This window comes from Fibrobacter sp. UWOV1, assembly GCF_900142495.1.
Taxonomy (GTDB): domain Bacteria; phylum Fibrobacterota; class Fibrobacteria; order Fibrobacterales; family Fibrobacteraceae; genus Fibrobacter.
On sequence record NZ_FRBA01000004.1, the window covers coordinates 160,504 to 184,568 of the forward strand.

26 protein-coding genes and 1 tRNA gene are annotated in these 24,065 nt (G+C 51.8%); 5 read left to right on the plus strand and 22 right to left on the minus strand.

Annotated features, from left to right (window positions below; genetic code table 11):
• Positions 1-309: 309 nt before the first annotated feature.
• The 10 genes from fusA to purU all read right to left on the minus strand — a co-directional run bounded on the left by fusA (position 310) and on the right by purU (position 9,988).
• Complete coding sequence (gene fusA, locus BUC02_RS07755; protein WP_073320963.1) at positions 310-2,439, minus strand: elongation factor G; 2,130 nt, start codon at positions 2,437-2,439, stop codon at positions 310-312.
• Positions 2,440-2,547: 108 nt separating this feature from the next.
• Positions 2,548-3,198 (minus strand): EcsC family protein, encoded by a 651-nt coding sequence (locus tag BUC02_RS07760; RefSeq protein WP_073320965.1) that lies wholly within the window; start codon positions 3,196-3,198, stop codon positions 2,548-2,550.
• A gap of 121 nt (positions 3,199-3,319) precedes the next feature.
• On the minus strand, positions 3,320-3,655 hold the full coding sequence (locus BUC02_RS07765; RefSeq protein ID WP_073320968.1) for a hypothetical protein: 336 nt from the start codon (positions 3,653-3,655) through the stop codon (positions 3,320-3,322).
• Between the two features lie 89 nt (positions 3,656-3,744).
• The gene (gene map / locus BUC02_RS07770) at positions 3,745-4,506 is read right to left on the minus strand and encodes a type I methionyl aminopeptidase (RefSeq protein ID WP_072976675.1); all 762 of its coding nucleotides are present in this window, start codon (positions 4,504-4,506) and stop codon (positions 3,745-3,747) included.
• A gap of 3 nt (positions 4,507-4,509) precedes the next feature.
• Positions 4,510-5,907 (minus strand): DEAD/DEAH box helicase, encoded by a 1,398-nt coding sequence (locus tag BUC02_RS07775; protein WP_073320971.1) that lies wholly within the window; start codon positions 5,905-5,907, stop codon positions 4,510-4,512.
• Between the two features lie 21 nt (positions 5,908-5,928).
• Entirely contained in the window at positions 5,929-7,215 is a 1,287-nt protein-coding gene (locus BUC02_RS07780) for a hypothetical protein (protein WP_073320974.1), read from the minus strand.
• Positions 7,212-7,901 carry a hypothetical protein gene (locus BUC02_RS07785; RefSeq protein WP_073320977.1) on the minus strand — a complete coding sequence of 230 codons (690 nt, stop codon included), beginning with the start codon at positions 7,899-7,901 and terminating at the stop codon, positions 7,212-7,214. Before BUC02_RS07785 ends, BUC02_RS07780 begins: the two co-directional genes overlap by 4 nt.
• A 13-nt stretch (positions 7,902-7,914) precedes the next feature.
• Positions 7,915-8,586, minus strand: a complete 672-nt coding sequence (gene pyrE, locus BUC02_RS07790; RefSeq protein WP_073320980.1) for an orotate phosphoribosyltransferase — start codon at positions 8,584-8,586, stop codon at positions 7,915-7,917.
• Between the two features lie 37 nt (positions 8,587-8,623).
• Entirely contained in the window at positions 8,624-9,124 is a 501-nt protein-coding gene (locus tag BUC02_RS07795; protein WP_073320983.1) for a hypothetical protein, read from the minus strand.
• Positions 9,125-9,142: 18 nt separating this feature from the next.
• Positions 9,143-9,988: a formyltetrahydrofolate deformylase gene (gene purU, locus BUC02_RS07800; RefSeq protein ID WP_073320986.1), complete on the minus strand. Its 846-nt coding sequence runs from the start codon at positions 9,986-9,988 to the stop codon at positions 9,143-9,145.
• Positions 9,989-10,088: 100 nt separating this feature from the next.
• Here purU and BUC02_RS07805 point away from each other — a divergent pair, with 100 nt between their 5' ends.
• Positions 10,089-11,204 carry a fibrobacter succinogenes major paralogous domain-containing protein gene (locus tag BUC02_RS07805; RefSeq protein ID WP_073320989.1) on the plus strand — a complete coding sequence of 372 codons (1,116 nt, stop codon included), beginning with the start codon at positions 10,089-10,091 and terminating at the stop codon, positions 11,202-11,204.
• A gap of 158 nt (positions 11,205-11,362) precedes the next feature.
• On the opposite strand, the gene argS is transcribed toward BUC02_RS07805, so the two are convergent.
• From argS to BUC02_RS16555, 12 genes are all read right to left on the minus strand, one after another.
• Complete coding sequence (gene argS, locus BUC02_RS07810) at positions 11,363-13,090, minus strand: arginine--tRNA ligase (RefSeq protein ID WP_073320992.1); 1,728 nt, start codon at positions 13,088-13,090, stop codon at positions 11,363-11,365.
• Complete coding sequence (gene rsfS / locus BUC02_RS07815) at positions 13,077-13,493, minus strand: ribosome silencing factor (protein ID WP_073320995.1); 417 nt, start codon at positions 13,491-13,493, stop codon at positions 13,077-13,079. The genes argS and rsfS overlap by 14 nt, the downstream gene beginning before the upstream one ends.
• The gene (locus tag BUC02_RS07820) at positions 13,490-13,864 is read right to left on the minus strand and encodes a LytR C-terminal domain-containing protein (protein WP_249268809.1); all 375 of its coding nucleotides are present in this window, start codon (positions 13,862-13,864) and stop codon (positions 13,490-13,492) included. Before BUC02_RS07820 ends, rsfS begins: the two co-directional genes overlap by 4 nt.
• 123 nt (positions 13,865-13,987) lie before the next feature.
• Positions 13,988-14,623 carry a hypothetical protein gene (locus tag BUC02_RS07825; protein ID WP_254794148.1) on the minus strand — a complete coding sequence of 212 codons (636 nt, stop codon included), beginning with the start codon at positions 14,621-14,623 and terminating at the stop codon, positions 13,988-13,990.
• A gap of 20 nt (positions 14,624-14,643) precedes the next feature.
• On the minus strand, positions 14,644-14,991 hold the full coding sequence (gene panD / locus BUC02_RS07830; protein ID WP_073321213.1) for an aspartate 1-decarboxylase: 348 nt from the start codon (positions 14,989-14,991) through the stop codon (positions 14,644-14,646).
• Between the two features lie 7 nt (positions 14,992-14,998).
• Positions 14,999-15,760: a hypothetical protein gene (locus tag BUC02_RS07835; protein ID WP_073321001.1), complete on the minus strand. Its 762-nt coding sequence runs from the start codon at positions 15,758-15,760 to the stop codon at positions 14,999-15,001.
• A 23-nt stretch (positions 15,761-15,783) separates the two neighbouring features.
• Positions 15,784-15,867 (minus strand) — tRNA-Leu (locus BUC02_RS07840).
• A 79-nt stretch (positions 15,868-15,946) separates the two neighbouring features.
• Positions 15,947-16,849, minus strand: a complete 903-nt coding sequence (locus BUC02_RS07845; RefSeq protein ID WP_073321004.1) for an SPOR domain-containing protein — start codon at positions 16,847-16,849, stop codon at positions 15,947-15,949.
• A 116-nt stretch (positions 16,850-16,965) separates the two neighbouring features.
• The gene (miaB, locus tag BUC02_RS07850) at positions 16,966-18,288 is read right to left on the minus strand and encodes a tRNA (N6-isopentenyl adenosine(37)-C2)-methylthiotransferase MiaB (RefSeq protein WP_073321008.1); all 1,323 of its coding nucleotides are present in this window, start codon (positions 18,286-18,288) and stop codon (positions 16,966-16,968) included.
• A gap of 19 nt (positions 18,289-18,307) precedes the next feature.
• Positions 18,308-19,318 carry a HigA family addiction module antitoxin gene (locus BUC02_RS07855; RefSeq protein WP_073321011.1) on the minus strand — a complete coding sequence of 337 codons (1,011 nt, stop codon included), beginning with the start codon at positions 19,316-19,318 and terminating at the stop codon, positions 18,308-18,310.
• Positions 19,319-19,657: 339 nt separating this feature from the next.
• Positions 19,658-19,984 carry a hypothetical protein gene (locus tag BUC02_RS07860; protein WP_073321014.1) on the minus strand — a complete coding sequence of 109 codons (327 nt, stop codon included), beginning with the start codon at positions 19,982-19,984 and terminating at the stop codon, positions 19,658-19,660.
• A complete protein-coding gene (locus BUC02_RS16555; protein WP_254794149.1) occupies positions 19,984-20,526 on the minus strand; it encodes a hypothetical protein in 543 nt (180 codons plus the stop codon). Before BUC02_RS16555 ends, BUC02_RS07860 begins: the two co-directional genes overlap by 1 nt.
• Before the next feature lie 153 nt (positions 20,527-20,679).
• On the opposite strand from BUC02_RS16555, the gene BUC02_RS07875 reads away from it, so the two are divergent.
• From BUC02_RS07875 to BUC02_RS07890, 4 genes are read left to right on the plus strand one after another with little or no spacing between them, the layout of a single operon-like run.
• A complete protein-coding gene (locus BUC02_RS07875; RefSeq protein WP_073321017.1) occupies positions 20,680-22,380 on the plus strand; it encodes a beta-galactosidase in 1,701 nt (566 codons plus the stop codon).
• 11 nt (positions 22,381-22,391) lie between these two features.
• Positions 22,392-22,586, plus strand: coding sequence for a hypothetical protein (locus BUC02_RS07880; protein WP_073056062.1), 195 nt, complete (start codon positions 22,392-22,394; stop codon positions 22,584-22,586).
• 21 nt (positions 22,587-22,607) lie between these two features.
• Positions 22,608-23,288: an HAD family hydrolase gene (locus BUC02_RS07885; RefSeq protein WP_139261066.1), complete on the plus strand. Its 681-nt coding sequence runs from the start codon at positions 22,608-22,610 to the stop codon at positions 23,286-23,288.
• Between the two features lie 22 nt (positions 23,289-23,310).
• A complete protein-coding gene (locus BUC02_RS07890) occupies positions 23,311-24,042 on the plus strand; it encodes a hypothetical protein (protein ID WP_073321023.1) in 732 nt (243 codons plus the stop codon).
• Positions 24,043-24,065: the final 23 nt, after the last annotated feature.

A 24,065-nucleotide genomic window follows, 5' to 3' on the forward strand; every position in this document is an offset into this window, starting at 1 on the left:
GCACGCTTGTTTTCTTCTAATTCCACTTTCCCGCAGGGTTCCCCAAGTTCCCTGCGGGATTTTTTATACAAAACAAAAACCCCCGGAGTAGCACTCCGGGGATTTTAAACTTCTAAGAAGTTTGGCTTTAGCTTTTTTGTGAGCCACAAGCGACTTGTATTGCGATAATATCGCATAAACCGGCGCCTCAACAATATAAACAAGCAAGCTTGTTTCTGCTGTATTCGGCTTAGGTTTATTTAACGAGTCGTGGTGGCGAGAGCAAGGCGATATCACATTTTTATGAATGCGATAGAGCCGAGCGGTCTGTTAAGCCCTAGCCTTGGCCTTGTCGCCGTACTTCTTGATGAGTTCGTCCTGGATGTTCTTCGGAACCGGCAGGTACTTGCAGAATTCCATGGTGAATTCTGCCTTACCCTGGGTCATAGAACGCAGGTCAGTAGCGTAGCCGAACATTTCGGAAAGCGGGACTTCGGCGGTGATGGTGGTCATGCCGAGTTCTTCGTTCGTACCGGTGATGGTACCACGACGCTGGGAAACGTTACCCACGACAGAACCCTGGAATTCGGTCGGAGTCTGGATTTCGACCTTCATGATCGGTTCGAGGATCTGAGCGCCAGCCTTTTCGAAAGCTTCGCGGAAGGCCATACGGGCAGCAACCTGGAACGCCATATCAGAAGAGTCAACCGGGTGGTATGCACCATCCTGGACTTCCATTTCGATACCCACAACCGGGAAGCCGATCAAGGAACCTGCTTCCATGCAGCTCTGGAAACCCTTGTCGCAAGACGGGATGTATTCCTTCGGAATACGGCCACCCACGACGGAGTTCACGAAGTTGTAGACCTTTTCCTGGTCGCCTTCGACAGCCATCGGACGCATTTCGCCGACAACCTTAGCGTACTGACCAGAACCACCGGTCTGCTTCTTGTGGGTGTAGTCGAACTTGGCCGGACGGGTAATGGTTTCGCGGTAAGCCACCTGCGGAGCACCGGTCGTCACGTCGCACTTGTATTCGCGGCGCATACGTTCGATGTAAACGTCGAGGTGAAGTTCGCCCATACCCTTGATGATGGTCTGGCCGGATTCCTTGTCGACTTCCACCTGGAATGTCGGGTCTTCCTTGGTGAAGCGGTTCAGAGCCTTGGACATGTTGTCCAGGTCGTCACGGTTCTTGGCTTCGATCACGAGCTCGATCACCGGATTCGGCACGTGCATAGAAGTCATGTTGTAGTGGTTCTTGCCATCGGTAAAGGTCGTACCGGAGGCGCAGTCAATACCGAACAGGGCAACGATGTCGCCTGCACCGGCTTCGGTGATGTCCACCATTTCGTCGGCGTGCATACGCACGAGACGGCCCACGGACACCTTCTTGCCGGTGGCCATGTTGGTGATCATGTCGCCCTTCTTGAGGGTACCCTGGTAAACGCGGATGTAGGTGAGCTGGCCGTAGCGGTCGTTCACGAGCTTGAATGCGTAGCAGACGAGCGGTGCGTTGTCTTCGGACTTCAGCACGACTTCGGCTTCGTTGTTGTCGAGGTCGAGAGCTTTGTTTTCGACGTCGGTCGGGCACGGGAGGTAGTCGATAACGCCGTCGAGGAGCTTCTGGACACCGACGTTCTTGTGAGCAGAACCCATGAACACCGGAGTGATGTCGAGACGGATGGTTGCTTCGCGGATGGTCTTCTTGATGAGGGCCTTGTCGATCTGGTCCACACCATACTGGCCTTCCATAGCCTTTTCCATGATTTCGTCGCTGTAGTCTGCGCAGCAGTCGATCAGCTTTTCACGGTATTCGTTAGCCTGGTCAACGAGTTCGGCCGGGATATCCTTTTCGATCATGTCGTCGCCGTTAGCGCCTTCGAAGTAGTAGGCCTTCATTTCGACGAGGTCGACCACGCCCTTCAGTTGGTCTTCGAGACCGATAGGAATCTGCATGACGCAGGGCTTGTGGTTGAGCTTTTCCTTGAGCATGACAGCCACGCGGAGCGGGTTTGCACCGGAGCGGTCGCACTTGTTGACGAACACGACGCGCGGCACATGGTAGCGCTTCATCTGGCGGTCAACGGTAATAGACTGGGACTGGACGCCTTCCACGCCGGTGAGCACGAGGATAGCACCGTCGAGCACGCGGAGAGAACGTTCCACTTCGATCGTGAAGTCCACGTGCCCCGGGGTATCGATGATGTTGATGGAGTCGGTTTCGCCAGACTTGGTGTGGGTCCAGTTTGCAAACGTGGCTGCAGACTGAATCGTGATGCCGCGTTCGCGTTCAAGTTCCATGGAGTCCATCGTGGCACCGACGCCGTCTTTACCACGAACTTCGTGGATAGCGTGGATACGCTTTGTGAAGTAGAGGATACGTTCGGTAAGGGTGGTCTTACCGGAGTCGATGTGGGCAGAAATACCAATATTTCTGTGCTTTTCAATGTTTTTCATATTTTATTCCACAAATGGAGTTGATGTTTGTTTGAGTTGCGCCCAAAGATAGAAAAAAAAAGCCCCCTTTCAAGGGCTTGATTATGGGAATAGGCTTGAGACTGGCTTTTAAACCTGATTTTCGGCATTTTCGATGATTACGTCCGCTTCTTCGGCAAGAGGATCCTCCGGATTGTCTGCCAGGGCCTTGAAATAGCTCGCGGCCGTTTTTCCGACTTCGGTGGTGTCATAGAAGGAGTAGGCCCCGTTTCCGAGGGCGCCAATAGCCGGAATGGCTCTTAGGGCGGCCCTGCCCAGGAACTTGGTAGAGACCTTGAGCCCGATTTTCTTGAGGAGTGTTTCTAGGACTGCAAAAGAGACCTTTTGAACAACAATGCGGCTGCCGGTGCGAACCGCTATGTCGCGAACCAGTTGGGCGGCACTGTGGCGGAACAGACACCAAACCATGGCTTCGCGGCTGAGCTGCGCAAATTTGCCGTAGGTGGCTGCAATGTCAGATACAAGCTGCGCCTGAATACGCCAGATGGCGGCAATGTCGGGGATGGAAGTCAAAACGCCCGTAACACCGGCGGGCACCGAAAGCGTTGCACTTACCAGGGAGGCCTTGACTGCGGCTTGGCGAATCAGTTTCTTGATTTTCTCGTCGGAATTTTCCGTAGGGGTGTGCAGGGATTCCGGAATGTCCGTAATCAGTTCAAAAAGCAAGGAACTCAGTTTTTCCTTGAATTTTTCCATTTTTTCGTCAGTGCATTCGCTCATAAGAAACTCCTTATGAGACTAATATACATTATTATGAGGTATGAGGTCGCTCGCAAGCTCGCTATGTGCTATGAGGTCGGCACTTTGTGCCTTTGAGGTGTCTAGCCTCACGATTCATAGCCTAGAATATAATCTTCGCGATTCCGCCGGCAAGTCCGGGCAGGTTATAGCGCAGAGTCTTGCCTTCGAGCCAGTACGAAAGCGCCTGGTCAATCCACTCGCGTTCGCAGGTGATTTTGCGGACCACAATATCGGTGCCTGTGTCAGTATCGTCGAAAAAGTAGTAGCCGCGGAACTTGATCGGGAAAATTTCGCCATGCAAAAGAACGCTCACGTCGGCGGTGCCGTTGTCCGAATCAATAGAAATGGATTGGACATCGCCGAAGCGCTTGACCAGTTCGTGATTCTTGACGAAGGCTTCCACCGCCTTGTTGCGTAAGTTACCTAGCAGTGACATAATCAATTATGAGTTCGGATTTCAGAATTCAGAGTTAATATTAAGTTGAAATTTAACTCCGAAATTCGAATTCCGAAGTCCGAATTATATTAGCGAGGGAGCGTTAAAATTTCAATTCCGTTCTTGGTGCGGGCCACGGTGTGTTCCCATTGGGCGCTCAAGGAGCCGTCGCGGGTCACGGCGGTCCAGCCGTCGCTGAGAGTCTTGGTGCCCGGGCGACCCACGTTGATCATGGGTTCCACGGTAAAGACGTTTCCGACTTCGATGAACTGCTTGAGCACGTTGTTGCGGAAGTGGTACAGGGTCGGTTCTTCGTGGAAACCGCGACCGATACCGTGACCGCAGTAGTCTTCGACCACGCTGAATCCGTGTTCGTCGGCGATGTCCTGGATGGCGTTACCGATGTCATAGTAGCGAGCACCCTGTTCGCCAGCGGCGCGGATGCCTTCTTCCATGCAGAACTTGGCGGTGTCCACGAGTTCCTGGGCGAGGTTGCTCACGCGGCCGACGCAGAACATGGCGCTTGTGTCACCGTGGTAGCCCGAAAGAATCGTGGTGATATCGATGTTCACGATGTCGCCGTCTTTCAGGATGGTGTTTGCACTCGGGATGCCGTGGCATACGACTTCGTTGATGCTGATGCAGGCGTAGCGCGGGTAACCGTGGTAGCCCATGCAAGCGGAAATACCCTTGTGCTTGCGGGTGTAGTCGCCGATGAATTCATCGATTTCGAGTGTGGATACGCCGGGCTTGCACATTTCGCCCGCGCGGATCAGCGTTTCGGCAGCAAGGGCGCCGGCGTCGCGAATCAGTTCAATTTCTTTTGCGGATTTGATTTTGATTTTAGCCATTTTTTATGCCTTCTTCCATGCGTAGCGGTCCACGAGGTAGGCTAGAAGCATCTGGTCTTCTTCGGAGCCGTTCGCGAGTTCCTTCACCAGCGGAATGACGCGGCTGATGCGTTCGCGGGCCTTCTGTCCGCCAAAGTGGTTGCGTTCCTGTTCGAGCTTGGCACGCACGCGTTCGCTTACCTTCTTTGCAATTTCTTCGTTTGTCGGAACTTCCATCTTGATGAAGTTGATGCCGAAGTCGGCGGCGGTCTGCTTCATGTCGATTTCTTCGACTGGGGTAATCAGCGAAATGCAAAGACCGCTGCGGCCCGCGCGGGCGGTACGTCCGCTACGGTGCACATACACTTCGTGGTCATCGGGGTGGTCGTACACAATCACATGCGTCACGTGGTCCACGTCGATGCCGCGGGCAGCCACGTCAGTGCAGATGAGAATGCGGAGTTTCTTGTCGCGGAAAGCGTTCAAGGTCTTTTCGCGCATGTTCTGGGCGACATCTCCACTCAGAGCGCCTACGTTGAAGCCGTAGCCCGAAAGCACCTGTTCCAGGTAGCTCACGTCGCTCTTTTTGTTGCAGAAAATCATGCAGCTTTCAGGATTGTAGTATTCCAGAACCTTGATGGTCATGGAATCCTTGTCCATCACATCGCAAGAATACCAGCGGTGTTCCAGGTTGTTCGCAATCACCTTGTCGTAGCTGAGCGACAGGAATTCGGCGCTCGGACGCTGGAATTCGCGGGCGAGGCTCTTCACCGTCTGCGGAATCGTCGCGCTGAACATGGTGCATGCAATCTGCTTCGGCAGGTAGCGGCGAATCTTCTGCATGTCGGGGTAGAAACCCATCGAGAGCATTTCGTCGGCTTCGTCCAGGATCAAGTCGCGGATGTCGAGGAAGTCTACATTACCACGCTGCACATGGTCCATCAGGCGACCTGGAGTTGCGACGATAATGTGTACGCCGTTCTTCAGCGCCTTCAGCTGCGGTTCGTAACTCACGCCGCCAAAAATCGCAACGGAGCGAATGCCCGTACCGGCAGAAAGCTTTTCGATTTCGTCTTGAACCTGCAAGCAGAGTTCACGGGTCGGCACGAGAATCAAAGCCTGCGGGAAAATATGGTCGCGTACAATCACCTGCAAAAGCGGGAGCACGTAGGCGCCGGTCTTTCCCGAGCCGGTCTTGGACTGCACCAGCATATCGCGGGCGGCAAGCATGTAAGGAATCGTCTTGCGCTGCACCGGCATCAAGTCGGTCCAGCCGTGCTGTGCGAGAACGGCCTTCTGTTCTTCGGGCAGCATGTCAAAAGTGTAGTCGGGGAGTTTGTGTTCGGGCTCAATAATCTTAACGGGAGTCAGGAACGGATTTACTTTTTCTTCTTTCTTTTCTTCTTTTACTTCTTCACTCATAGTGAGCGCAAATGTAGAAAATTACTTAAACGGTGTCCAATGGTACTCCAAGCCGACGCTTACAAACCAGTCAACAGTGGTGGCGCCGATGGTGGTGGGCTCGGCGGCAGCATCGGGCGAAGGCTCCACGTAAACGTCCTTGCCGCGGCTCGAAATGCCTGTACGCACGCTTAAACCGTAGTGTTGCAAGAATACGCATTGTGTGCCGAAGCCAAAGAGAGCGCCCTTGTAGGGGTCTTCTGTCCTGAAGCGGGTCTGGTATTCCCTGGAGGGCTTTTTCTTGGAATCCTTGACGTCAATATCTTCGGAATAGAAACTGTATTGGAATCCGAGGAAGGCGAACAGGTGCAAGTCCAGCCATTTGAAGGGATCGTACGTTCTTGCAAACATCACGTTCAGGCCGATTTCATGTTGGGTGAAATTCCAGTGGTCCAGTTCCTCGTAGACTTCGTCGCGTTCGTCGATTTTGACGTCGTGGTTTGAATAGCGGTAAAAGATTTCGCCACCGATAAAGCCAAACCAGATTCCGCCGGCATACAAAGTGAACAGCGGGGTGGAATCGTCCATGAAATTCCAGAGGCTTACGGAGTCGCGGGTGGCGCGGTAGTTAGAAACGCGGCTCCTGATTTTGCGCTTGTACCAGTTGTAGGGCGTGAGCGGAATATGGGCCTGCGCGTAGCCGGCCGAAATGCCCGCCCATGAACGGAACGTCGGAGTTTCCTTGTAAAGGTCGTCAGGTTCCGTTTCCATTTTGAGGCGTTCTTCTTTTGTTAGGCGGCGCTTGGTGTTGCGACCGAAGAAGGCGCTTGCGATGTCGTCGCCCAATGCAATCTTGTCGTTTTTCTTCTGGACGGTGCCGGCGCTTCGCGGTTCAAGCGTCGTTTCGTCAAAAATGGCGATTTGTAGCTTGTCGCCCTTGTCGGCGATGAACAAGACGATTTTGTCTTCGAGGGCTTGGAGCTTTGCCATCATGGCGGGGTGGCGGGCTTTTAAAAGGTGCGCATTCAGGCCGGGCTCGATGTTGTTCGAAAGCCAGGTGGCGTAACGCATGGCGACCGTATCGCGTTCCCATTCGCCGAAAAGTCTGCATTTGGGTTCGCCAATGCCAGAGTTGTTGCGGCGTAACGACAGGCAGAATTCCTTGGGGTCAATTGCCGGTTCTTTATCGGGAGTCCAAATCAAAATCTCGGCGTTCTGCCAAAGAGTCCAGTGGGAATCGAAGAATACGTCCTTGGCGTGTGCTGTTCCGGCCAAAAATGCCTGCGTCAAAATGGCGGCGACAAATGCGACTAGGGAGAGGTGTTTCATTTGCCTGCCCCCGTGTACATGTTCTTGCGGATCTGCTGGACGGTCAAGCGCATCAGCTGTTCAAGGTCATTCAGAGTCAGCTTGATAACCGGGTGCTGGATCTCGTCGACGGCGCTAAACAATGGACGCTGTTTTATATTGTCCCACAATGTATACGAAACGATTGCGCTGATATTCTTGACATCGCGCTTGTCTTCGAGCTCGTTATGAATTAGGGCGTAATCGAAGAAGTTTTCACGCTTCAGGTCGGTGCCGATAATGACTTCGTGAATCAAGAGAATCTGTGGGGGAATGGTTCCGTCGGGTGCTTTGACTGTTACCCCTTGCTCCGGAAGTTTGCCCTTCATAAAGATTCTGTCGTCCAGTTTCTGGCTTTCTTCGGGGAAGTTTGCCAAAAGCGAATCCGGCAACACGTTAAGTTTGCTGTATCCGCCGCGGAATTCATGTTCCATGGCTTTGGCGCAGAATTCGGTCGCCTTGATTTGCGTGCTGTCGCCAAAGTCTAGGCGGTTTGCAAACCACTTGGTTCGGGTGATGACGAACGCCTTCTGAAGCCCCGCTATCGTAAGCTCTCCATAGGGGGCTTGCTTGTAGGCGGGGTGCTTAGCGGACCACTGGTAAGAATCGGCGCAACCCGTGAAGAGTAGCGCCGCCATCACAAACAATGTTCCCCAAAGGCGTGCCATTAATCCCTACGGGTTACGGGGCGCCCCACTTTTCGCGGTAGGCGTACACCTTGTCGAGAATTCCTTCGGGAGCGTTGATTTTCTTGCGGTTTTCTTCGCTTTCGAGGAATGCGATGATGTCGTTGATGTTTACGATGGAATGGGCTTCGATGCCGTATTCATCTTGCACGGTCTGGAGAGCAGATTTTCCGTTTTCAAGCTTTTCCTTGCGGTCCACCGAAATCAGGAGGCCGATGACGTTTGCGTTTTCGATCTTCGAGAGAGCTTGCATCGTTTCGTTCACGCTGGTGCCAGCCGTAATCACGTCTTCAATGATCACGACGTTCGTCTTTTCGGCGTACTTGTAACCGACGAGCATGCCGCCTTCACCGTGGTCCTTTGCTTCCTTGCGGTTGTAGGTAAAGGTAAGGTCAGAGCTGTACACGTCAGAAAGCTTCATGGCGGTGGCGGCGCACAGGGGTATACCCTTGTAGGCCGGTCCGTAAAGGTTCTGGGCCTTGCCGTCAAAGTATTTCATGAATGCGGCTGCGTAGAATTCGGCGAGCTTGGAAAGGGTGCGGCCGGTACGGAATTCTCCGGTATTGATGAAATACGGCGTGTTGCGGCCGCTCTTGGTCACGAAATCGCCGAACTTGAGAGCGCCGGCTTCAACGAGAAAATGTACAAAGGAATCAGTGTTGTTCATAGTAAACAGTGGTTAGTAAATAGTGGTCAGGTGCGAATTACGATGCTCCGCACAGAAGGCTTACGATCTTTGCAAACACGTTCGTTTCTTCTGTAAGGATTTCAATGACTACCAAGAGGATTGAAATGAGTACGCAAAGTCCGATGTAGAAATAGAACGACTTCTTGAAGCCCTTGATCTTCATCTTGAAAATTGCCCATGCAATCACGCTGAAGATGGCACTGAACGTCCATGCGGCGACGGCGCCGAGCGAAATGCCCGGAATCAAGCTGATGGCGAAAGTGATTGCGATACCCGGCATAAAATAGAAGCAAATGCACAGGACGCTCAAGAGGGCGAATCCGACGTAATGCGAAAAGCCGCGTTCGCGCTGGACAATCACCTGGGGCTGGGTCGGCGTTGCAACGGCTTCTTCTACAGCGCCTTCCTGCGGAACGGTTTCGGCTTCAGGTGCCGGAGCGGTTTCTGTCTCGACAACCGGAGCGACTTCAGCGGGGGCTTCGGCTGTGGTTTCTTTTTCATTCAGTTCTTCAGACATGTTGTCTCCTGTAAAATTCTAGAGGATAAAGGTGCGGCCCGCATAAACGAATACGCGGTGTTCCAGCCACAGTTTGAGGGCTGCCGAAAGCGTGCGCTTTTCGATATCCTTACCCAGTTCCACGAGTTCGTCAATACTTGCCGTTTCGGGCACTCGCTGAATGTCTTGGCAAATGATCGGGCCCTGGTCCAAGTCTTCGGTAGCGAAGTGGGCCGTGGCACCGATAATCTTCACGCCCTTGTGCCAGGCCTGGTGGTAGGGCTTTGCTCCCTTGAAGGCCGGCAAGAAGCCGTGGTGAATGTTGATAATGCGGTACTTGAATTCTTCAGTGAATGCTTCGCTCAAAATCTGCATGTAACGGGCGAGAACCACCGTATCGGTATTGGTTTCGGCGATAATTTCGCGGAAACGGTTCTCGGGAATGCTCTTGTCCGGGTTCGACGGCACATAGTAGAACGGTACACCGAAGGTGCCGCCCACGGGGCCGAGGTCGGGGTGATTGCCTACAATGCAACTGAACTCGCAGGGGAGGTCTCCATCGCGTCTCTTGAGCAAAAGGTCGTAAAGGCAGTGGTCCGTCTTCGAGACGAAGATGGCTACGCGCTCAATTTTGGTGGTGTCGAACAACTTCCAGTTTAGGTGGAGGTGACCTTCCAGGGTCTCCAGATGCTTGCGGACTTCTTCGATATTTTCGGAATCCGCTTCAAAAACGGCACGTAAAAAGAAAGTTTCGATATCTTTTGCCGTATGTTGCTGTAAATCGACAATGTTGGCGCCCGCCTTGGCGAGAACCTGGGTGGTTCCGGCAATAAGTCCCTTTTGGTCAGGGCAATGAATCTGCAAAATGTAACGTGTAATAGCCATAGCCCAAAATTATAAAATCGCAGGGATTAAGTCTTTGTCCTCCTCCCGAAAAACTAAAATATTCTAACTTTAAAACGAAAACTTTATACGAGAAGGAAAAATGAGTCGTAAAATCTCTTTCAAGTCCATGATTGCTGTTGTACTCGGTATGGCGGTTGTCCAGGCTGTTGCTGTTCCGCAGAAGTCCTGGGATGCTATTTACAATGCCGAAGGCGAAGGTGATTATTCTGCAGCTAAGATCGAAGGTAAAATCCGTTTCGGTAAGTACACGCACTATAAGGAAGTCCAGCCGGTTTCTTTCAAGGTTGCCGATAGCCTGTTTGCTTTCTCTGTCGCCGGTAACATGACCGTTCCTGCCGACAAGATCGAAAAAGAAGGCTTCTACAACAAGTGTAACGAAACCATGGAAGCCTGGATTTCGTTCTTTAATAAGCCGCGCGATTTTGGTGGCGAACAGCTTGTCATCAATATTGCTGGCGTGGACCTCGCCTGTGGCGACGAACTCTTTGCCGTGGGTGATCTGAGAATCAAGTTCACGAACCCCAAGGCTCAAGAAGCCTGGGCAAATACCCTGGAGGGTCGCGAAAAGTACAAGCGCGAAAAGGTGGTGGAATACCGCCGTGCCGAACAGGAACACCGCGCTTCTCTCCGCGATGTTTCGGGCATGGTCAAGGACCCGCGCGACGGTCAGGTGTACCGCACCATCAAGGTGGAAGGCCGTGAATGGTTCGCCCAGAACGTGAACTACAATGTTGAAGGTCACTCCTGGTGCTACGAAGATAAGGAAAACTACTGCGCCCGCGGTGGTCGTCTGTATGACCTGGAAGGCGCCCGCAAGGCATGCCCCGAAGGCTGGCACCTGCCGCGAGACCGCGAATGGATGGATCTGCTTGTTGGCCTGACTCATTGCTACGACGGCGTGGACAAGTGCGAAAAGTTTGCCAACAAGATGAAGGCTACCACTGGTTGGCAAGGCGGTGGCGGCACCGACGAATACGGCTTCTCCATTTTCTCTTCGGGCTACCGCAAGATGGTGGGTAAGTCTATTGTTCGCTACGAAGACATGGGGGAATACGCCGGCTTCTGGTCTGCACAGAACGGTCGTAACGAAACCATCTGGATTTGGGCAATGGGCCGTATGAGCGACCAGATGGTCCGCCAGCTCGTGCCGAGCAAGACCAACGCCTACTCCGTCCGCTGCATTAACGGAAACTAGTAGACAGTAGGAAGTAGTCGGTAGGAAGTTTTTAACGAAAACCGAACGAAGTTCCGCTAATTTTTAAGAAAAGAAAAACGAGAGCTTTCAAGCTCTCGTTTTTTACTGTCTACTTCTAACTGTTTACTGCCTACTGCCGCGAGCCAAGGGCTCGTCGGCTACATCTGCCTAATCGGGAAGAGTCCGAGCAGGTCGAGTACGTTTTCGAGCACGATCTGTGTCGCCTGAACCAGGAAGAGTCTGGACTTTTCTTCGGCACTCCCGAGCACGCGGTCTTCGTGGATGAACTTGTGCGCGGCTTCTGCGATTTCCAAGGCGTACTGGGCGAGAACGCTCGGTTCGTCACCGGCGACGGCATCCTGAATCTTCTTGCCCTTCTTCGACAGAATATTGATGAGGCTGTAGGCTGCATCGTCGCCAAGTTCGGCGAAGTTCACGTCCTTGATTGCGGCGGCGAGGTCCGCGCGTTCAATGCCGGCCTTGCGCATAATGCTGCACAGGCGCACGTGGGCGTTCTGCACATACGGACCGGTATCGCCTTCGAAGCTCATCACGGCGTCCCAGTCAAAGCGCACGTCCTTCAGGCGGCTGTTTTTCAAGTCGTTGAAGGTGAGCGCTGAAATGCCGATCTGGCGCGCGATGAGTTCCTTGTTCTCGAGGCCCGGATTCTTCTCGTCGATGAATTCGAGAATCTTCTTCTGGGCGGCTTCGATTACGTCGCGCAACAGGCTTGCAGTCCCCGTGCGTGTCTTGCCCTTTTCCCACTTGCCATCCACCAGCTGCAGAATCACGCCGAACGGAATGTGGTACATGTCCTTGTACCATTCACGGCCCATTTTCTTAAGCACATGGAACACCTGCTTGAAGTGGAGAGCCTGTCCGAGATCCACCACGTAGAGGCACTTGTCGAAGTTGTATTCCTTCTTGCGGTAGCATGCGGCGGCGAGGTCGCGGGTCGCGTACAGCGTGGAGCCGTCGCTCTTGCGAATCAGGCAGGGGTTCAGGTCGAATTCGTCGAGCATCACCACGTCCAAATCCTGGCTCTTGACCATCAGGTTCTTTTCGCGGAGTTCGTCGAGAATGGCCGGAATCTTGTCTTCGAAGAAGGATTCGCCGGTGTAGTGGTCAAAGCTCACGCCCATCATGTCGTAAATACGCATGAGTTCCTTCAGCGTCGCGGCGCGGAAGGCGGTCCAGAGCTTGCGGTAGAATTCGTCACCCTGTTCCAGCTTAGTGAATGCGGCGCGAGCTTCGTCTTCGAGACTAGGCTCTTCCTTAGATGCCTTGGAGAAGGCGGCGTAAAGAATGTTCAATTCCTTCACAGTCAGGCTATCGAGCGTGGCGTCGTCGGTGGGGCGGTTTTCGCGCAGGTACATCACGATGAGCTTGCCGAATGCGGTACCCCAGTCACCCAGGTGGTTAATGCGTTCTACCTTGTAGCCCGCTGCCTTGTAGATGCGGGAAAGCGAGTTTCCGATCATCGTGGAGCGCAGGTGGTGGAAGGCGAGTTCCTTGCCGATGTTCGGGGAACTGAAGTCGATGCAAACAACCTTGCCGTTCGGGGCTGCATGACCGTATTCCAAACCCTTGGCGGCGATTTCTTCGAGAGTCGACTTCGCGAGGAATCCGCGGTCAATGAAGAAGTTCAGGTAACCGTTCACGGCTTCGACCTTCGAAAGGCCTGCGGGGAGCTTCACCTGTGCGGCGAGGTCTTCGGCAATCATCTTCGGGGCCTTGCGCATCACCTTCGCGAGCGAGAAACACGGAATGGTGAAATTGCCGTGGCTGGTGTCAGGCGGCACGGAGATAAGCTTGAGGGCGGCTTCCTTCTCGAAGGATCCTGTGGCGGCGAGCGCTTCTGCGATTTCTTGCTCAAACGAGTTCATCTTCACTGCTCTTCTTCTTGGAGGTCTTCTTCACAAAGTCATTTTCGTCGAGGGTTTCAACGGTGCCGTCGGCGTACAGGCGGTCGAGCGAAATCTCGTTGCGTTTTTCTTCTTCGAACAGGTGAACCATCAGGTCGAGACCTGCGTCGAACACGGCCCAACGCACGCCTTCCTTGTATTCCACGCCAACAGACGGGAGCTTGTTGGCCTTGAATTCCTTGCGGAGTTCGTTCAAAATGGCCTGCATCTGGGCTTCACTTTCGCAAGTGGCGACGAGGAAAAAGTCGGTCACGTCCTTGATGCCGCGAAGGTCTATCAACTGGACGTCCTGGGCGCGCAATTCAAAAAGAATGCTGGCGCCGATATTTACGGACTCTGGCAGGTCTTTGATTTTTGTTGTCATTTTTCTTCTCCCTGTTCGGGTTCTATGATTTGATTAAAGTCTTTTCCGATGTACACGGCGGCATCGACAACGGCGCGGCTGCTATGGACTATCAGCACATTGTCGGTCTTGAGCGCTTGGGCAAGCGCTTTCGCGCCTTCCCATTCGGGATTTCTAAGCACAAGAATGGTTTCGTCGTAATTCTGCAGGCGGTCGTTTCTAGAACTCACAATGTCAAAGCCGTTGTTGCGCAAGTAGGAGCGCATCTTGGCTGCCGCTCCCTGCATGCCACAACTGTTCAACACTTCGACATCACCTTTGTAGGTACGCTTGACCTTTACTACCTGAGGTTTCTTTTCTTCTTCGCAACCTGTAAAAAGCAATGCAGCCATCAAGGCTGTTGCGGCGAAAGAAAAGCGAAATGTTTTGGTGTACATCAAGGACATTTTCTAGTTGAAATTTAGAAAAAATGTTCCTTGTTTGTATTGCTTGTTCAAGTCGGGCGAGGCTTTCTACTATCTACAATAATACGGATTGCGCCAAGGGCATCCGCCATACAGGTAGCGGTGCGGGCCGTAAGCCTTGAAAGCATCGCGTTCGTTCACGAACATCAGCCTGAAACTCATGTTGTCATTAGGCTTGTATTCCAGTGCAATGTCGGGGAGCACAACATCTACATTACCCTGTCGTACATCTTCTTTTGCAATGGGTGTTCCGAAACGGAAGTTGGAATATAGCGGCATCCAGAGTCCTACATTTGCATATAAATGAAGCTCCGGTGTGAATTCGTAGGCGAGGTGTGCCATGTAGCTCTGCTGGGCGAAGCTTCCGAAGGTGCCGCCCATAAAACTCACGGAATAGGTGTAGGCGACTTTTAAAGCCGGGTCAAAAGTTTCGTGGCGCACAAGGCGCTCGGGGTCAAAATGCTCGCGGTTCCAGGGAATACCGTCGTCTGGAACCACGTAGATGGTGTCGACAATTGTGTCTTTGGGGGCGTTTTTTGCAAGGGTAGAGTCTTTTTGGGTATTAGAAACAATAGCTGAGTCTGCCTTTATGGGGTTTTCAGCAAAAGCAAATGCTACGAATACTATTGTCAGCAGCAAAAATCGCATGCTAGGAATATAGATAATTCCACATTCCTCATTCGTCATTACACACTACACCGAAGGTGTTAAACGATTTCGTTCTTGGCGTTCACGTGGATAACTGTGGGTTTCCACGTTTTCGCTTCTTCTTCGCTCATGGTTGCATAGGCAACAATAATCACGAGGTCGCCGGGCTGGACAAGTCGTGCGGCTGCGCCATTCAGGCAAATCACGCCGGAACCGGCAGGGCCTTCAATGACGTAAGTATCCAGGCGATTGCCGTTGTTCACGTCAAGAACGCCCACCTTTTCGAAAGGAAGAATATTGGCGGCGTCCATCAGGTCGCGGGCAATAGTAATCGAACCCTCGTAGTTGAGGTTTGCGTCGGTTACAGTTGCGCGATGAATTTTGCTTTTGAGTAATTCTAGCTGCATGATGCGCTTAGAACTTGACATTGAAGAATCCCGCAACACCTTTTTCCGGTGTCGGGAGAATGCCGTAGCTGAAGCGGTTTGCGTCCGGGTTGCTGTCCCACTGGGTGCTGAAGAATGCATCAGCAAAGGACCAAATGTGTGCGCCAGCTACAAAAATCAAACCATACCACCAAGCGGTGTTGCCGTCGACTGCAAGGTAAACTGTTGCACCGACGCTTACGCCCCAAAGAGCGTCAATCCAGATGGCCTTCATCGATTCTTGCTTGTGCCACTGATAGAGCGACGGAACAAGGAGAGAAAGGTAGGCATAGCCCTGGTCGCCAGAACGGTTGCGGTAAGAACGGTCGATGTCGGCGTCTTCGAGACCGCCAGAACGCTGAGCGAGCCATTCTTCTTCAGAGACGCCGAGTTTTTCCCACGGTTTCTGCAGATATTCGGAGGGACGGACACCCATTTCAACAAGGTGTGTCAACTTGGCTCTTGTGATGCCTTCCTGCTTGGCCTGCTGGAATTCCCACTGGGTCAGACCCATTTCTTCGTAGTTGAATCCCTGCCATTCGTCGGCCGTTGCAGTTGCTTCGCCAACGCTTGCGCTGGAGGTTTCTTCGGCTTCTTCGTTGCTGTTTTCGTCTGCAAAGCCGTCGTCTGTTGTTTCCTCGGAGGCCCCGTAAGAATAGGAATCTTCGGAAGATTCGTCGTCGTCAAACTGTGCGAACGCAATGGAGCCGCACAAAAGCACCGTTGTGAGAATCTTGCACCAATTCGCCATCAGTTTCTTCCTTCAAAAAATAATGCCGGGGGAGGGAATCGAACCCTCACACTCTCGCGAGTACCGGATTTTGAGTCCGGCGCGTCTACCAATTTCACCACCCCGGCTCGGGGTTTGCTTAAATATAGAACAATTTATGCTTTTTTTGCAGGGGAAAGCTCGAAAAAAGCGTTTTTTTGTGCAAATTTACCTTTTCAAAAGGGGCTGATATTCGATTTTTAGGGGCGCAAGCTTGTTTGCCGCGAAGTCGATGGCCTGGTCCTTGGTATCAAATTTGCCCGTTTGCACCAAATAAAGCGTTTTTTCGCCTCTCGGCTGTTCAATAATTGTGCAAGAAATCTTTTGCTTTTTCAGATTCGAAACAAGCAAGTCCGCATTAGATTTTGTTCCAAATGCACCCAATTGTAAAGTCCAGTATTCAATCGGTGCGGTAGCGGCAGGTGCTGCGGGAGCTGCGACAGGGGCGGCTGTTTTAGGTTGTTCGACTGCAGGTGCCGGTTCGGCAACAACGGGCTTAGGTTCCGGCGCGGCAACCTTTGCAGGTTCGGTGGCCGCGGTGGCTTTTGCCTGCGATGCGGTTCGTATGGCCTTCAAGGAATCTGGATTGTTCAGCAGGTTGCAGCGGTCGTTCAAGTCTTCCGATTTCACCTTTGCCTTAACGGCCTTGCAAACCTTTTGCAGTACAATAGCTTGGTGCGGGTGAGATGTTTCAATTGCCTGGATCAAGTCTTCGGCGGCCTTGTCGTATTTGCCAAGGTAGAGCCTGAACTGGGCGCTCGTCATCATGAGGTCGGCGTAGATGGCGCGTTGCGGATTGGTCGTCTGGATGAGGCTGTCGAGGCGCTTGCCTGCAATCTTGAACGACTGGGCGCTTCCCGTTTGCGAAAGTGCAAGCACATTCCACAGGTAGCATTCGGCACGCAGGGAATCTGGTTCCTTCGGGCAAGCGGCTTCGTATGCTGCGGCGGCTTCTTTCCAGTTGCCTGCAACGTAGGCCTTGTGTGCGTCTGCCATCGTCTGCGCAAATGCACTTGCTGCAAAAACAGAAAGCAATGCAAACGCAATCCCGCGAACATTCCAAAACTTCATACTCATCGCCTCGCACTTCTCACTACACATTTCACACTCCACACCTCACACCCCACATCTTACACCTCACACCTCAAAGCGCCGAAGGCGCGACCCCACACCTCACACCCCACATCTTACACCAGCGTCCCGCGAATCGTCCAGCCCCTAATATCATCCAATTTAACTTTCACGTAGTCGCCGGGCTTCACAATCTGGCCAACTTCCGGCTTGAACACCACCTTCTTGAAGTTGTCAGTGCGGCCACGCAGTTCCGTCTCGTCGCGCACGGAGTTCTTTTCCACCAGCAGTTCCTCGGTGCGGCCCAGCATCATCTGGTTACGCTTGAGGGTGATGGCGTTCTGCAGTTCCACCAGGCGCGTGTGGCGCTCGTTCTTTTCGGCCTCGGTGAGTGTCTCCGCTTCCTTGTACGATTCCGTGCCCTTGCGCGGGCTGTAGATGAACATGAAGGCGGAGTCGAACTGGCAGGTTTCAAAAGCCTTGAGCGTCTGCTCGAAATCTTCTTCCGTTTCGCCCACGAAACCGCAAATCACGTCCGTCGAAATTCCGTAGAACGGGTCCTTGCTTCGCAACTGCTCGATAATCGAGAGGTACTGCTCCATATTGTGCTGGCGGCGCATCTTCTTGAGCATGGCGTCGGAGCCGCTCTGGATAGGAATGTGCGCATAGTGGCAGACCTTCGGGTTGTTCAGCAGCACGTCGATGAGCTCGTTCGTGTAGTGCCTCGGGTGCGGGCTCGTAAAGCGGATGCGGCGGATGCCCCCGATTTCAGAAACCTTCGTAAGCAGGTCCGCAAAGTTCCCGCCTTCCGTCTTGTAGGCGTTCACCGTCTGGCCAAGGAGCGTCACCTCGGTAATGCCCTTGTCGGCCGCCTTGCGCACTTCGGCAAGCACGTCTTCCATGTCGCGGTACTTTTCCGGCCCGCGCAGATACGGCACAATACAGTAACTACAGCGTTTGTTGCAACCGCGCTGGATGGCGACGAAGGTGGTAAAGTCGTTCTGGAGTTTCGCGTATTCGCCCAGATAGTTCTCGCTCAGGTCCTCGTCGATGAACATCTTGTGGTGCGTCAGGTGCAGCGGACTTTTGGCGTCGCCCAGCAGCAACTCCGGAATTTTCTTGTACTGGTCCGGCCCCACGATGTAGCTCACGTTCGGGAGCCTCTTCAAAAGTTCCGGCCCGCGATTCTTCGCCATGCAACCGCATACCACGACTTTCACATCGGGATTCTTTTTGCGCAAGTACTTGAGCTTGCTGATGTTGACGATGGCGGTTTCCTCGGCCTTCTCGCGCACGCTGCAGGTGTTCACGATGATAAAGTCGGCATCTTCCTGGTTGCTCGTCTCGACGCAACCGCACATGTCGAGCTCCTGGGCAATCATCGCCGAGTCGTACTCGTTCATCTGGCAGCCGTATGTGGCCAAGTGGTATTTTTTCATGCGCACAAAGATAGCATTTTTAGACTTCTAGCCCTGCCTGCGTCATGTATTTTTGTGCGAATGCGTTTGCCTCGTCGTCCTTCTGCTGGTTCTTGTTGCCGTAATAGACGTTCTTGATGAAGATGTCCTTCTTGCCGTGGAGCACGATGTGGCCGAGCTCGTGGAAGAACGTGAACCAGAACGCGTTGCGGTCCTTGAAACGGTCGTGAAGCTGGATGACGGGGATGTCCTTGTACCAGCGGGCCATGCCATGAATCGGCGCCGACTTGAAGTTCTGCGCGTAGAGCACCTTGATTCCGAGCTTTGCGCCCAGTTCCTGCAACTTGTGCATGCCGTCGTCAATAAAATCTTCGCCCACCTTCGGCTTGGGCAATGCCTTCTTGCGGCGTAAATCTTCCCACGCGGCAACGTCGTTTTTGGCCAGTTCCACAAATTGCGGCATCGCCTTCTTGATGGCGGAACGCACCTTCTTGTCGTTCTGCTTTTCCATTTTGATTTCGTCGGCGAGGATTTCGCCGCGGCGCATCCACACGGAGGCCGCGTACGGGTCTTCGGTTTCGGCCAGCGAAATGCGGAAGGCCACCTTCAGGCGGTTCTTGTAATAGTAATTTTCCCACGCCTTGGGGCTAGCCACCCCGAAGAACTTGAGGATGGGCGATACGCCGTCTTCTTTGTTGTTGAAGTCCTTGACCCATGTGCGCGGATTGAGTTCACCGATAGGGAAGAACTTGCGCCAAACAACACTTTTCTTGAGGGATTTCTTGATTTTTTCACGCCAAAGGTCTTCGTCGTACTGTTTTTGAAGATTGAGCCAACAATACTGGGGAATTCCTGTCCCAAATTCAAGGCTATAGGCCATTTCAACCGTCACCCTGCACTTGGCTTTGAGCAATTCGTTCACCGTCTTGGGGGTGTAGCCGATTCGGGCGGCGAAATCGTTAACATCCACATTCATTTCTTGAAGTTTTTCTTCAAGAATTTCTCCAGGGGAAGTTGCCCCCCACAAAAGGAGTTCTTTTTCTTCTGCCATATTATTCCTCTCTATTTATGATAATCTATAATTTCTATGACTTCTGCTTCGGTAACTTCAGCCCAAATAACAGCCTTGTTCGGTTCTGCGCCCCAAATAATCAATCGGTATGGCTGATCAAGGTCGCAAGCCCATTGTCCTTTTCGGTTGCCCACAAGTCAACTTTCAAGAAACCTCCACCGTTAATCAAAAATCTCTTTTTTTAATATAATAAAAATTTTTAAGAAACGCAAGGGGTGTCTTGTTTTTGCAAAAATAGGGTCGATTTTGTTGATAACTAAAGGGGGAGAGCCTGCAAGTAGGTAACGCAAAGAAGATGATAAAGTAAAGATTTCGTAATCAATGATAATAAGTTTGAATAAATCGACCTAAAAAATATGTAAAAATTCTAAGCACAAATGCAACCCAGAAACATAAAAACCATACGCGATTTTTCACCCATGAAAATTGAACATTCAAAAAATCAAGGAACAAAAGTATTGATGCTGGTAGAATTAAAATACCAGACAAAGCCCAAATTGTTCCAAAATCTTTTTCAAAGCCGTAATGAATCAATGTCATAACATTTGACAAACCATATAAAAAAAGCAAAATCGATGAAATCAGGGAAAGCAGACGATTGACCCAAGGAAGTTCACCAATATTCATGGACATCCATTTTTTCATCAAAAACAAGCCCCTTCTACAGTACGTACATTTTCCAAATCACTCAAAAATTTAAATTGAATCTCTTTTGAGAAGGGATTATTTTCAACCTTAAAGCCGTCTACCGGTTCTTTTTCATAATAAACAGTTATTACATCTGAAGTTTCTTCAATAATAAAATCAATATCTTCTGGAATAACATCAAGTCCGTAAGTTAAAGGACACTTATAAGTAAAAAACTTACGTTTTTCGCCAGATTTATTCACATACATAACATCATATACGCGATACAATCCGTAATAACCATTGATAAATACTTGCAAAAAAGGAACAACCAAAGGTTCTTCTAATTTAGAAAGTTTATAGCCTTCAATTTGGCACCCAATCCCTTCTTTTTGATTAGCCTTCGTATAAGCAAGCACTCGTTCATTGTCCACGGGAGTAAAATCTCGTGGATGAAGAGCAAACAAAAGAAGCATAACAAATCCATAAAAGCCTATAATAAAGACTTTCGCCTGCCTTTCATTCTTTTTTATCCATTCTACAATCGATTGTGTGCTCATTCGCGAACTTAATATACAAAAAAGCCGTTTTCAAAATCAGATGAAAAAAGTAAAAATATCGAGTTTGTGTAAACATCGATACATGTGTTTCTTAAAAGCTCTTGACAACGTTGCTTCCGAGTCTCAAAAAAATATTTTTGCTATACTTAAATTATGGCGAAACCCTTCAGCAAATACCTTGTAAAAATTGCTCTGATGGCTGCTGTGGCACTGTTTGTCGCCTGTGGCGATGACGGTAGTAGTGCTGCTCCGGAGAATACAGAAAGCAGTGCGGTCGAGGAATCAAGTTCTTCGTGGACACTATCGTCTCCTTCGGCAGGCTCAGGGACCATTGACTCCAGGGAGACAGATTCGCTAAGCACCAGCAGTTCTTCAGAGATTGCCTCGAACTCTTCGAGTTCTCGCAATGACGAAAAAGACACCTCCGCGGTTCATGTTGCAGACACTACCAAAATCACTTACGCGCTCAAGCCTTTCGACGGGCCGCTTTCTAACCCGCACAAGGGATTCACGGTGCCGACCGGTGGGGCGTGGACTTTTGTCCCGGAATTTGAATATGGCCCTTACGGTTCCCTGAATAACAGGGCGTGGGATTTGGTCTCGTACGGTTCCGGTTACCAGCAGTGGAACAAGTTGAATCCGGAAAAGGGCGTTTATGACTGGACGGAACTAGAAAAGCTGCTGAACGCACTTGCCGAGCACAACATGACTTACGCCTTGCGCGTGCTGCCGTACACCCCTTCGTTTATCAAGAGTGATTTCCCGCCCCAAGAGGATTACGACTGGACTCCGACCTTTGTCTACGAGATGGGCGCGAAGAAAATCCAGATTGACTTGCGCGGGACAGAATACCATGCGTATGCTCCCGTCTGGGATGACCCGATTTATTTGCAAGCGGCGAAGGAGTTTGCGAAGGCCCTGGCCGAAAAATACGATGGCGACCCGCGCATTGAATACATCGATGTCCGCACTTTTGGCGAATGGGGCGAATGGCACACGTCCCACATATTGGGGAGCGAAATGCCGGCCGATTCGGTGTTGATCGACATGCTGGACTATTATGCGTCCGTGTTCAAGAAGACCCAGCTGGTGCTGCCTTCTAACGGTTTTGGCGATGTCTATACGCATGCACTGGACCTCGGCATTACCAAGCGTGATGACGGATTCATCGGCATTCCCGGCCGGCCGGATACCTTGCTGCGGGCATACAACGCGAACCTCCCGACCATCGCCGAGAATATCGCCGGTTACAGGACGATGCTGACCTACGACGACCTGATTCCCGGAGGCACCCAGAAGTGGACTGCGGAACGCTGGGTGGATGCGATTACCACGGCGCACCTGACCTACTACGTTCTCGACCAGGACAACGACTGCGGTTACTATTTCTACAAGGACAACAAGGCGTTGGCCGATTCCATGAGCAAGGTCATCGGGTACAACTTTACCGTGACGCGGGCGGAACTGGTGACTGTCGCGACACCTGCCTCCGGAAACGCCACCGATATCACAAGTATGCTGAACGTTACCGTTAAGAACACCGGCGTGGCGCCCTGTTTCTTCGATGTCTATTTGGTGGCGGAATTCGTCGATAGCACGGGAGTGTCTCTTGCGCAGATTGGCGAGATGGTCCGCATTCCGAAGGCATCCTTCAAGGACGGCGCTTCGCAGGAATTCTCGTTCAGCGACGCGGTTCCGGTGGGCGAGGTAAATCTTGCAACCCTGCCTGGCGTTTCTGTAGTCCTTTCCCTCTACGAAAGCGAAGATGCCTACAAGAGCGGCAAGAATTCCACCGTCCGCTTCGACAACGACGGCCTTCAAGAGAATAATAAGCTACTATTGAAATCCCGATAACGCGCGCTTCTATGTCCCTTCTGCTAGCCTTAATCTTCTTGGCGCTTTTTATAAGTGCGATTGTCCGTGGGCAGTTCTCCTACGGCAAGGCGGATTACAGTTTCCGCGAGCACCCGGTGCAGTTTGTAATCGTGCTTGTGTTCATCTTGGGCGTGTCGGCGCTTTGCTTTTACCGTTTTCTTGTGGAAATGGAATTCTTGCGGTAAATTTCTACATTTGGGCGCGCTATGCTTCAAAAGAAAACCCTCATCGTGTTTGACCTGGACGGCACGCTGTTCAATACCCTCGGTGACCTTGCCGTGGCGGTGAATTATGCGCTGCATCATTTCGGGCTTCCGGAACATGACGAACAGCGGGTGCGGACTTTTATCGGAAACGGTTCCTTGAAGCTGATTGAGCGGAGCATGGGGGAGGCGGCGCTCCCTGAAAACGTGACCCGTACGGGCGTTACCATTGAAATGGTCCATAAGGTCTATTCGGATTTTTACTGGGAACACTGCACCGAGCGCACGCTCCCGAATCCGGGCGTTGTCGAATTCCTGCGCAATACGACTGCCCGCGTAGCTATGCTTACCAACAAGCCGGAGCGCCCGACATTCAAGCTGCTGGAACATTTCCACCTTCGTGACCGATTTGAGTTCGTGCTCTGCGGCGACACCACGCCCGAACGCAAGCCGAGCCCCGCGGGTCTGTTGAAAATCATGGAATCCGCAGGTGTCTCTCCTGCCGAAACGGTCATGGTGGGTGACGACCAGCCCGACATTCTGGCCGCCCGCAACGCCGGAGTCGACTGCATTACGCTGTTCTGCGGGTTCGGAAAGCCGGTGAACCTGCTCCCGCTTAAGCCCGAAAATACGGTTGAAAGCTATGCGGAAATGTGCCAGTTGCTTGCAAGAATCTCTAGCTAGTATTTTTTTCTATATTCATACCATGACTTTCAAAATCATTCCTACAGTTTTGGCAGCGGCTTTGGCTTTTTCGACGGCTGCTTTTGCCGACGAGGCAATCCGCTTTGTTCCCGAAAAATACCCCATCGGCATGTTGAACCAAGGCGATACCAAGCATATCGTTTTGCAGGGTGCTAATATTACGGACAAAGAAATCGTTCTTGAAAATGTGTTCGGCCAGGGTAACGGCATGTCGAACTTCAAGTACCCGAACAAGATTCCTGCCAAGGGTACCGTCAAAATCGAATTTGATTTCAACTCTTCTGAAATGGAAGGCCAAATCAATCCGGTGGTCGTGCTTGTCGATACAACCGGCAAGCCTTATCTTGCCAACATGGATGGCATCGTGAAGGTTCCGTTTGTCTTTAGTGAAAAGCTCTTTGATGCCGGCTATTATGCCAAGGGCGAAAAACGTGAATGGTCGTTCTATATTTGGGAAACCGACAAGAAGGCTCGTCCTGATATCGCTCTGGAAGCTGAATCTGCCAAGCAGTTTTCCGTGTCCGCCAAACCAGTGATGCTGAATGTCGATAAATTTGACAAGATTACAGAGGGCGGCAAGGTTCCTGGACTTAAGGTGACGCTTTCGACCAAGGGCCTTTCCCGCGAAGGCTGGGAACTCAAGCAACAGAGTATCCGGAAGATTGTTTCGTTCAAGAGCAAAAAGTACCCGAAGGCTACGCCTGACGTGTTGATTGTGGGCTTCTGGAAGTAAAAAAACGGCTTTTTTGGGGCTTT

Excerpts from the sequence above, each read along its gene's own strand:
- fusA (WP_073320963.1), bottom strand. The coding sequence starts at position 2,439 with ATGAAAAACATTGAAAAGCACAGAAATATTGGTATTTCTGCCCACATC.
- BUC02_RS07760 (WP_073320965.1), bottom strand. The coding sequence starts at position 3,198 with ATGAGCGAATGCACTGACGAAAAAATGGAAAAATTCAAGGAAAAACTG.
- BUC02_RS07765 (WP_073320968.1), bottom strand. The coding sequence starts at position 3,655 with ATGTCACTGCTAGGTAACTTACGCAACAAGGCGGTGGAAGCCTTCGTC.
- map (WP_072976675.1), bottom strand. The coding sequence starts at position 4,506 with ATGGCTAAAATCAAAATCAAATCCGCAAAAGAAATTGAACTGATTCGC.
- BUC02_RS07775 (WP_073320971.1), bottom strand. The coding sequence starts at position 5,907 with ATGAGTGAAGAAGTAAAAGAAGAAAAGAAAGAAGAAAAAGTAAATCCG.
- BUC02_RS07780 (WP_073320974.1), bottom strand. The coding sequence starts at position 7,215 with ATGAAACACCTCTCCCTAGTCGCATTTGTCGCCGCCATTTTGACGCAG.
- BUC02_RS07785 (WP_073320977.1), bottom strand. The coding sequence starts at position 7,901 with ATGGCACGCCTTTGGGGAACATTGTTTGTGATGGCGGCGCTACTCTTC.
- pyrE (WP_073320980.1), bottom strand. The coding sequence starts at position 8,586 with ATGAACAACACTGATTCCTTTGTACATTTTCTCGTTGAAGCCGGCGCT.
- BUC02_RS07795 (WP_073320983.1), bottom strand. The coding sequence starts at position 9,124 with ATGTCTGAAGAACTGAATGAAAAAGAAACCACAGCCGAAGCCCCCGCT.
- purU (WP_073320986.1), bottom strand. The coding sequence starts at position 9,988 with ATGGCTATTACACGTTACATTTTGCAGATTCATTGCCCTGACCAAAAG.
- BUC02_RS07805 (WP_073320989.1), top strand. The coding sequence starts at position 10,089 with ATGAGTCGTAAAATCTCTTTCAAGTCCATGATTGCTGTTGTACTCGGT.
- argS (WP_073320992.1), bottom strand. The coding sequence starts at position 13,090 with ATGAACTCGTTTGAGCAAGAAATCGCAGAAGCGCTCGCCGCCACAGGA.
- rsfS (WP_073320995.1), bottom strand. The coding sequence starts at position 13,493 with ATGACAACAAAAATCAAAGACCTGCCAGAGTCCGTAAATATCGGCGCC.
- BUC02_RS07820 (WP_249268809.1), bottom strand. The coding sequence starts at position 13,864 with ATGGCTGCATTGCTTTTTACAGGTTGCGAAGAAGAAAAGAAACCTCAG.
- BUC02_RS07825 (WP_254794148.1), bottom strand. The coding sequence starts at position 14,623 with ATGACGAATGAGGAATGTGGAATTATCTATATTCCTAGCATGCGATTT.
- panD (WP_073321213.1), bottom strand. The coding sequence starts at position 14,991 with ATGCAGCTAGAATTACTCAAAAGCAAAATTCATCGCGCAACTGTAACC.
- BUC02_RS07835 (WP_073321001.1), bottom strand. The coding sequence starts at position 15,760 with ATGGCGAATTGGTGCAAGATTCTCACAACGGTGCTTTTGTGCGGCTCC.
- BUC02_RS07845 (WP_073321004.1), bottom strand. The coding sequence starts at position 16,849 with ATGAAGTTTTGGAATGTTCGCGGGATTGCGTTTGCATTGCTTTCTGTT.
- miaB (WP_073321008.1), bottom strand. The coding sequence starts at position 18,288 with ATGAAAAAATACCACTTGGCCACATACGGCTGCCAGATGAACGAGTAC.
- BUC02_RS07855 (WP_073321011.1), bottom strand. The coding sequence starts at position 19,318 with ATGGCAGAAGAAAAAGAACTCCTTTTGTGGGGGGCAACTTCCCCTGGA.
- BUC02_RS07860 (WP_073321014.1), bottom strand. The coding sequence starts at position 19,984 with ATGAAAAAATGGATGTCCATGAATATTGGTGAACTTCCTTGGGTCAAT.
- BUC02_RS16555 (WP_254794149.1), bottom strand. The coding sequence starts at position 20,526 with ATGAGCACACAATCGATTGTAGAATGGATAAAAAAGAATGAAAGGCAG.
- BUC02_RS07875 (WP_073321017.1), top strand. The coding sequence starts at position 20,680 with ATGGCGAAACCCTTCAGCAAATACCTTGTAAAAATTGCTCTGATGGCT.
- BUC02_RS07880 (WP_073056062.1), top strand. The coding sequence starts at position 22,392 with ATGTCCCTTCTGCTAGCCTTAATCTTCTTGGCGCTTTTTATAAGTGCG.
- BUC02_RS07885 (WP_139261066.1), top strand. The coding sequence starts at position 22,608 with ATGCTTCAAAAGAAAACCCTCATCGTGTTTGACCTGGACGGCACGCTG.
- BUC02_RS07890 (WP_073321023.1), top strand. The coding sequence starts at position 23,311 with ATGACTTTCAAAATCATTCCTACAGTTTTGGCAGCGGCTTTGGCTTTT.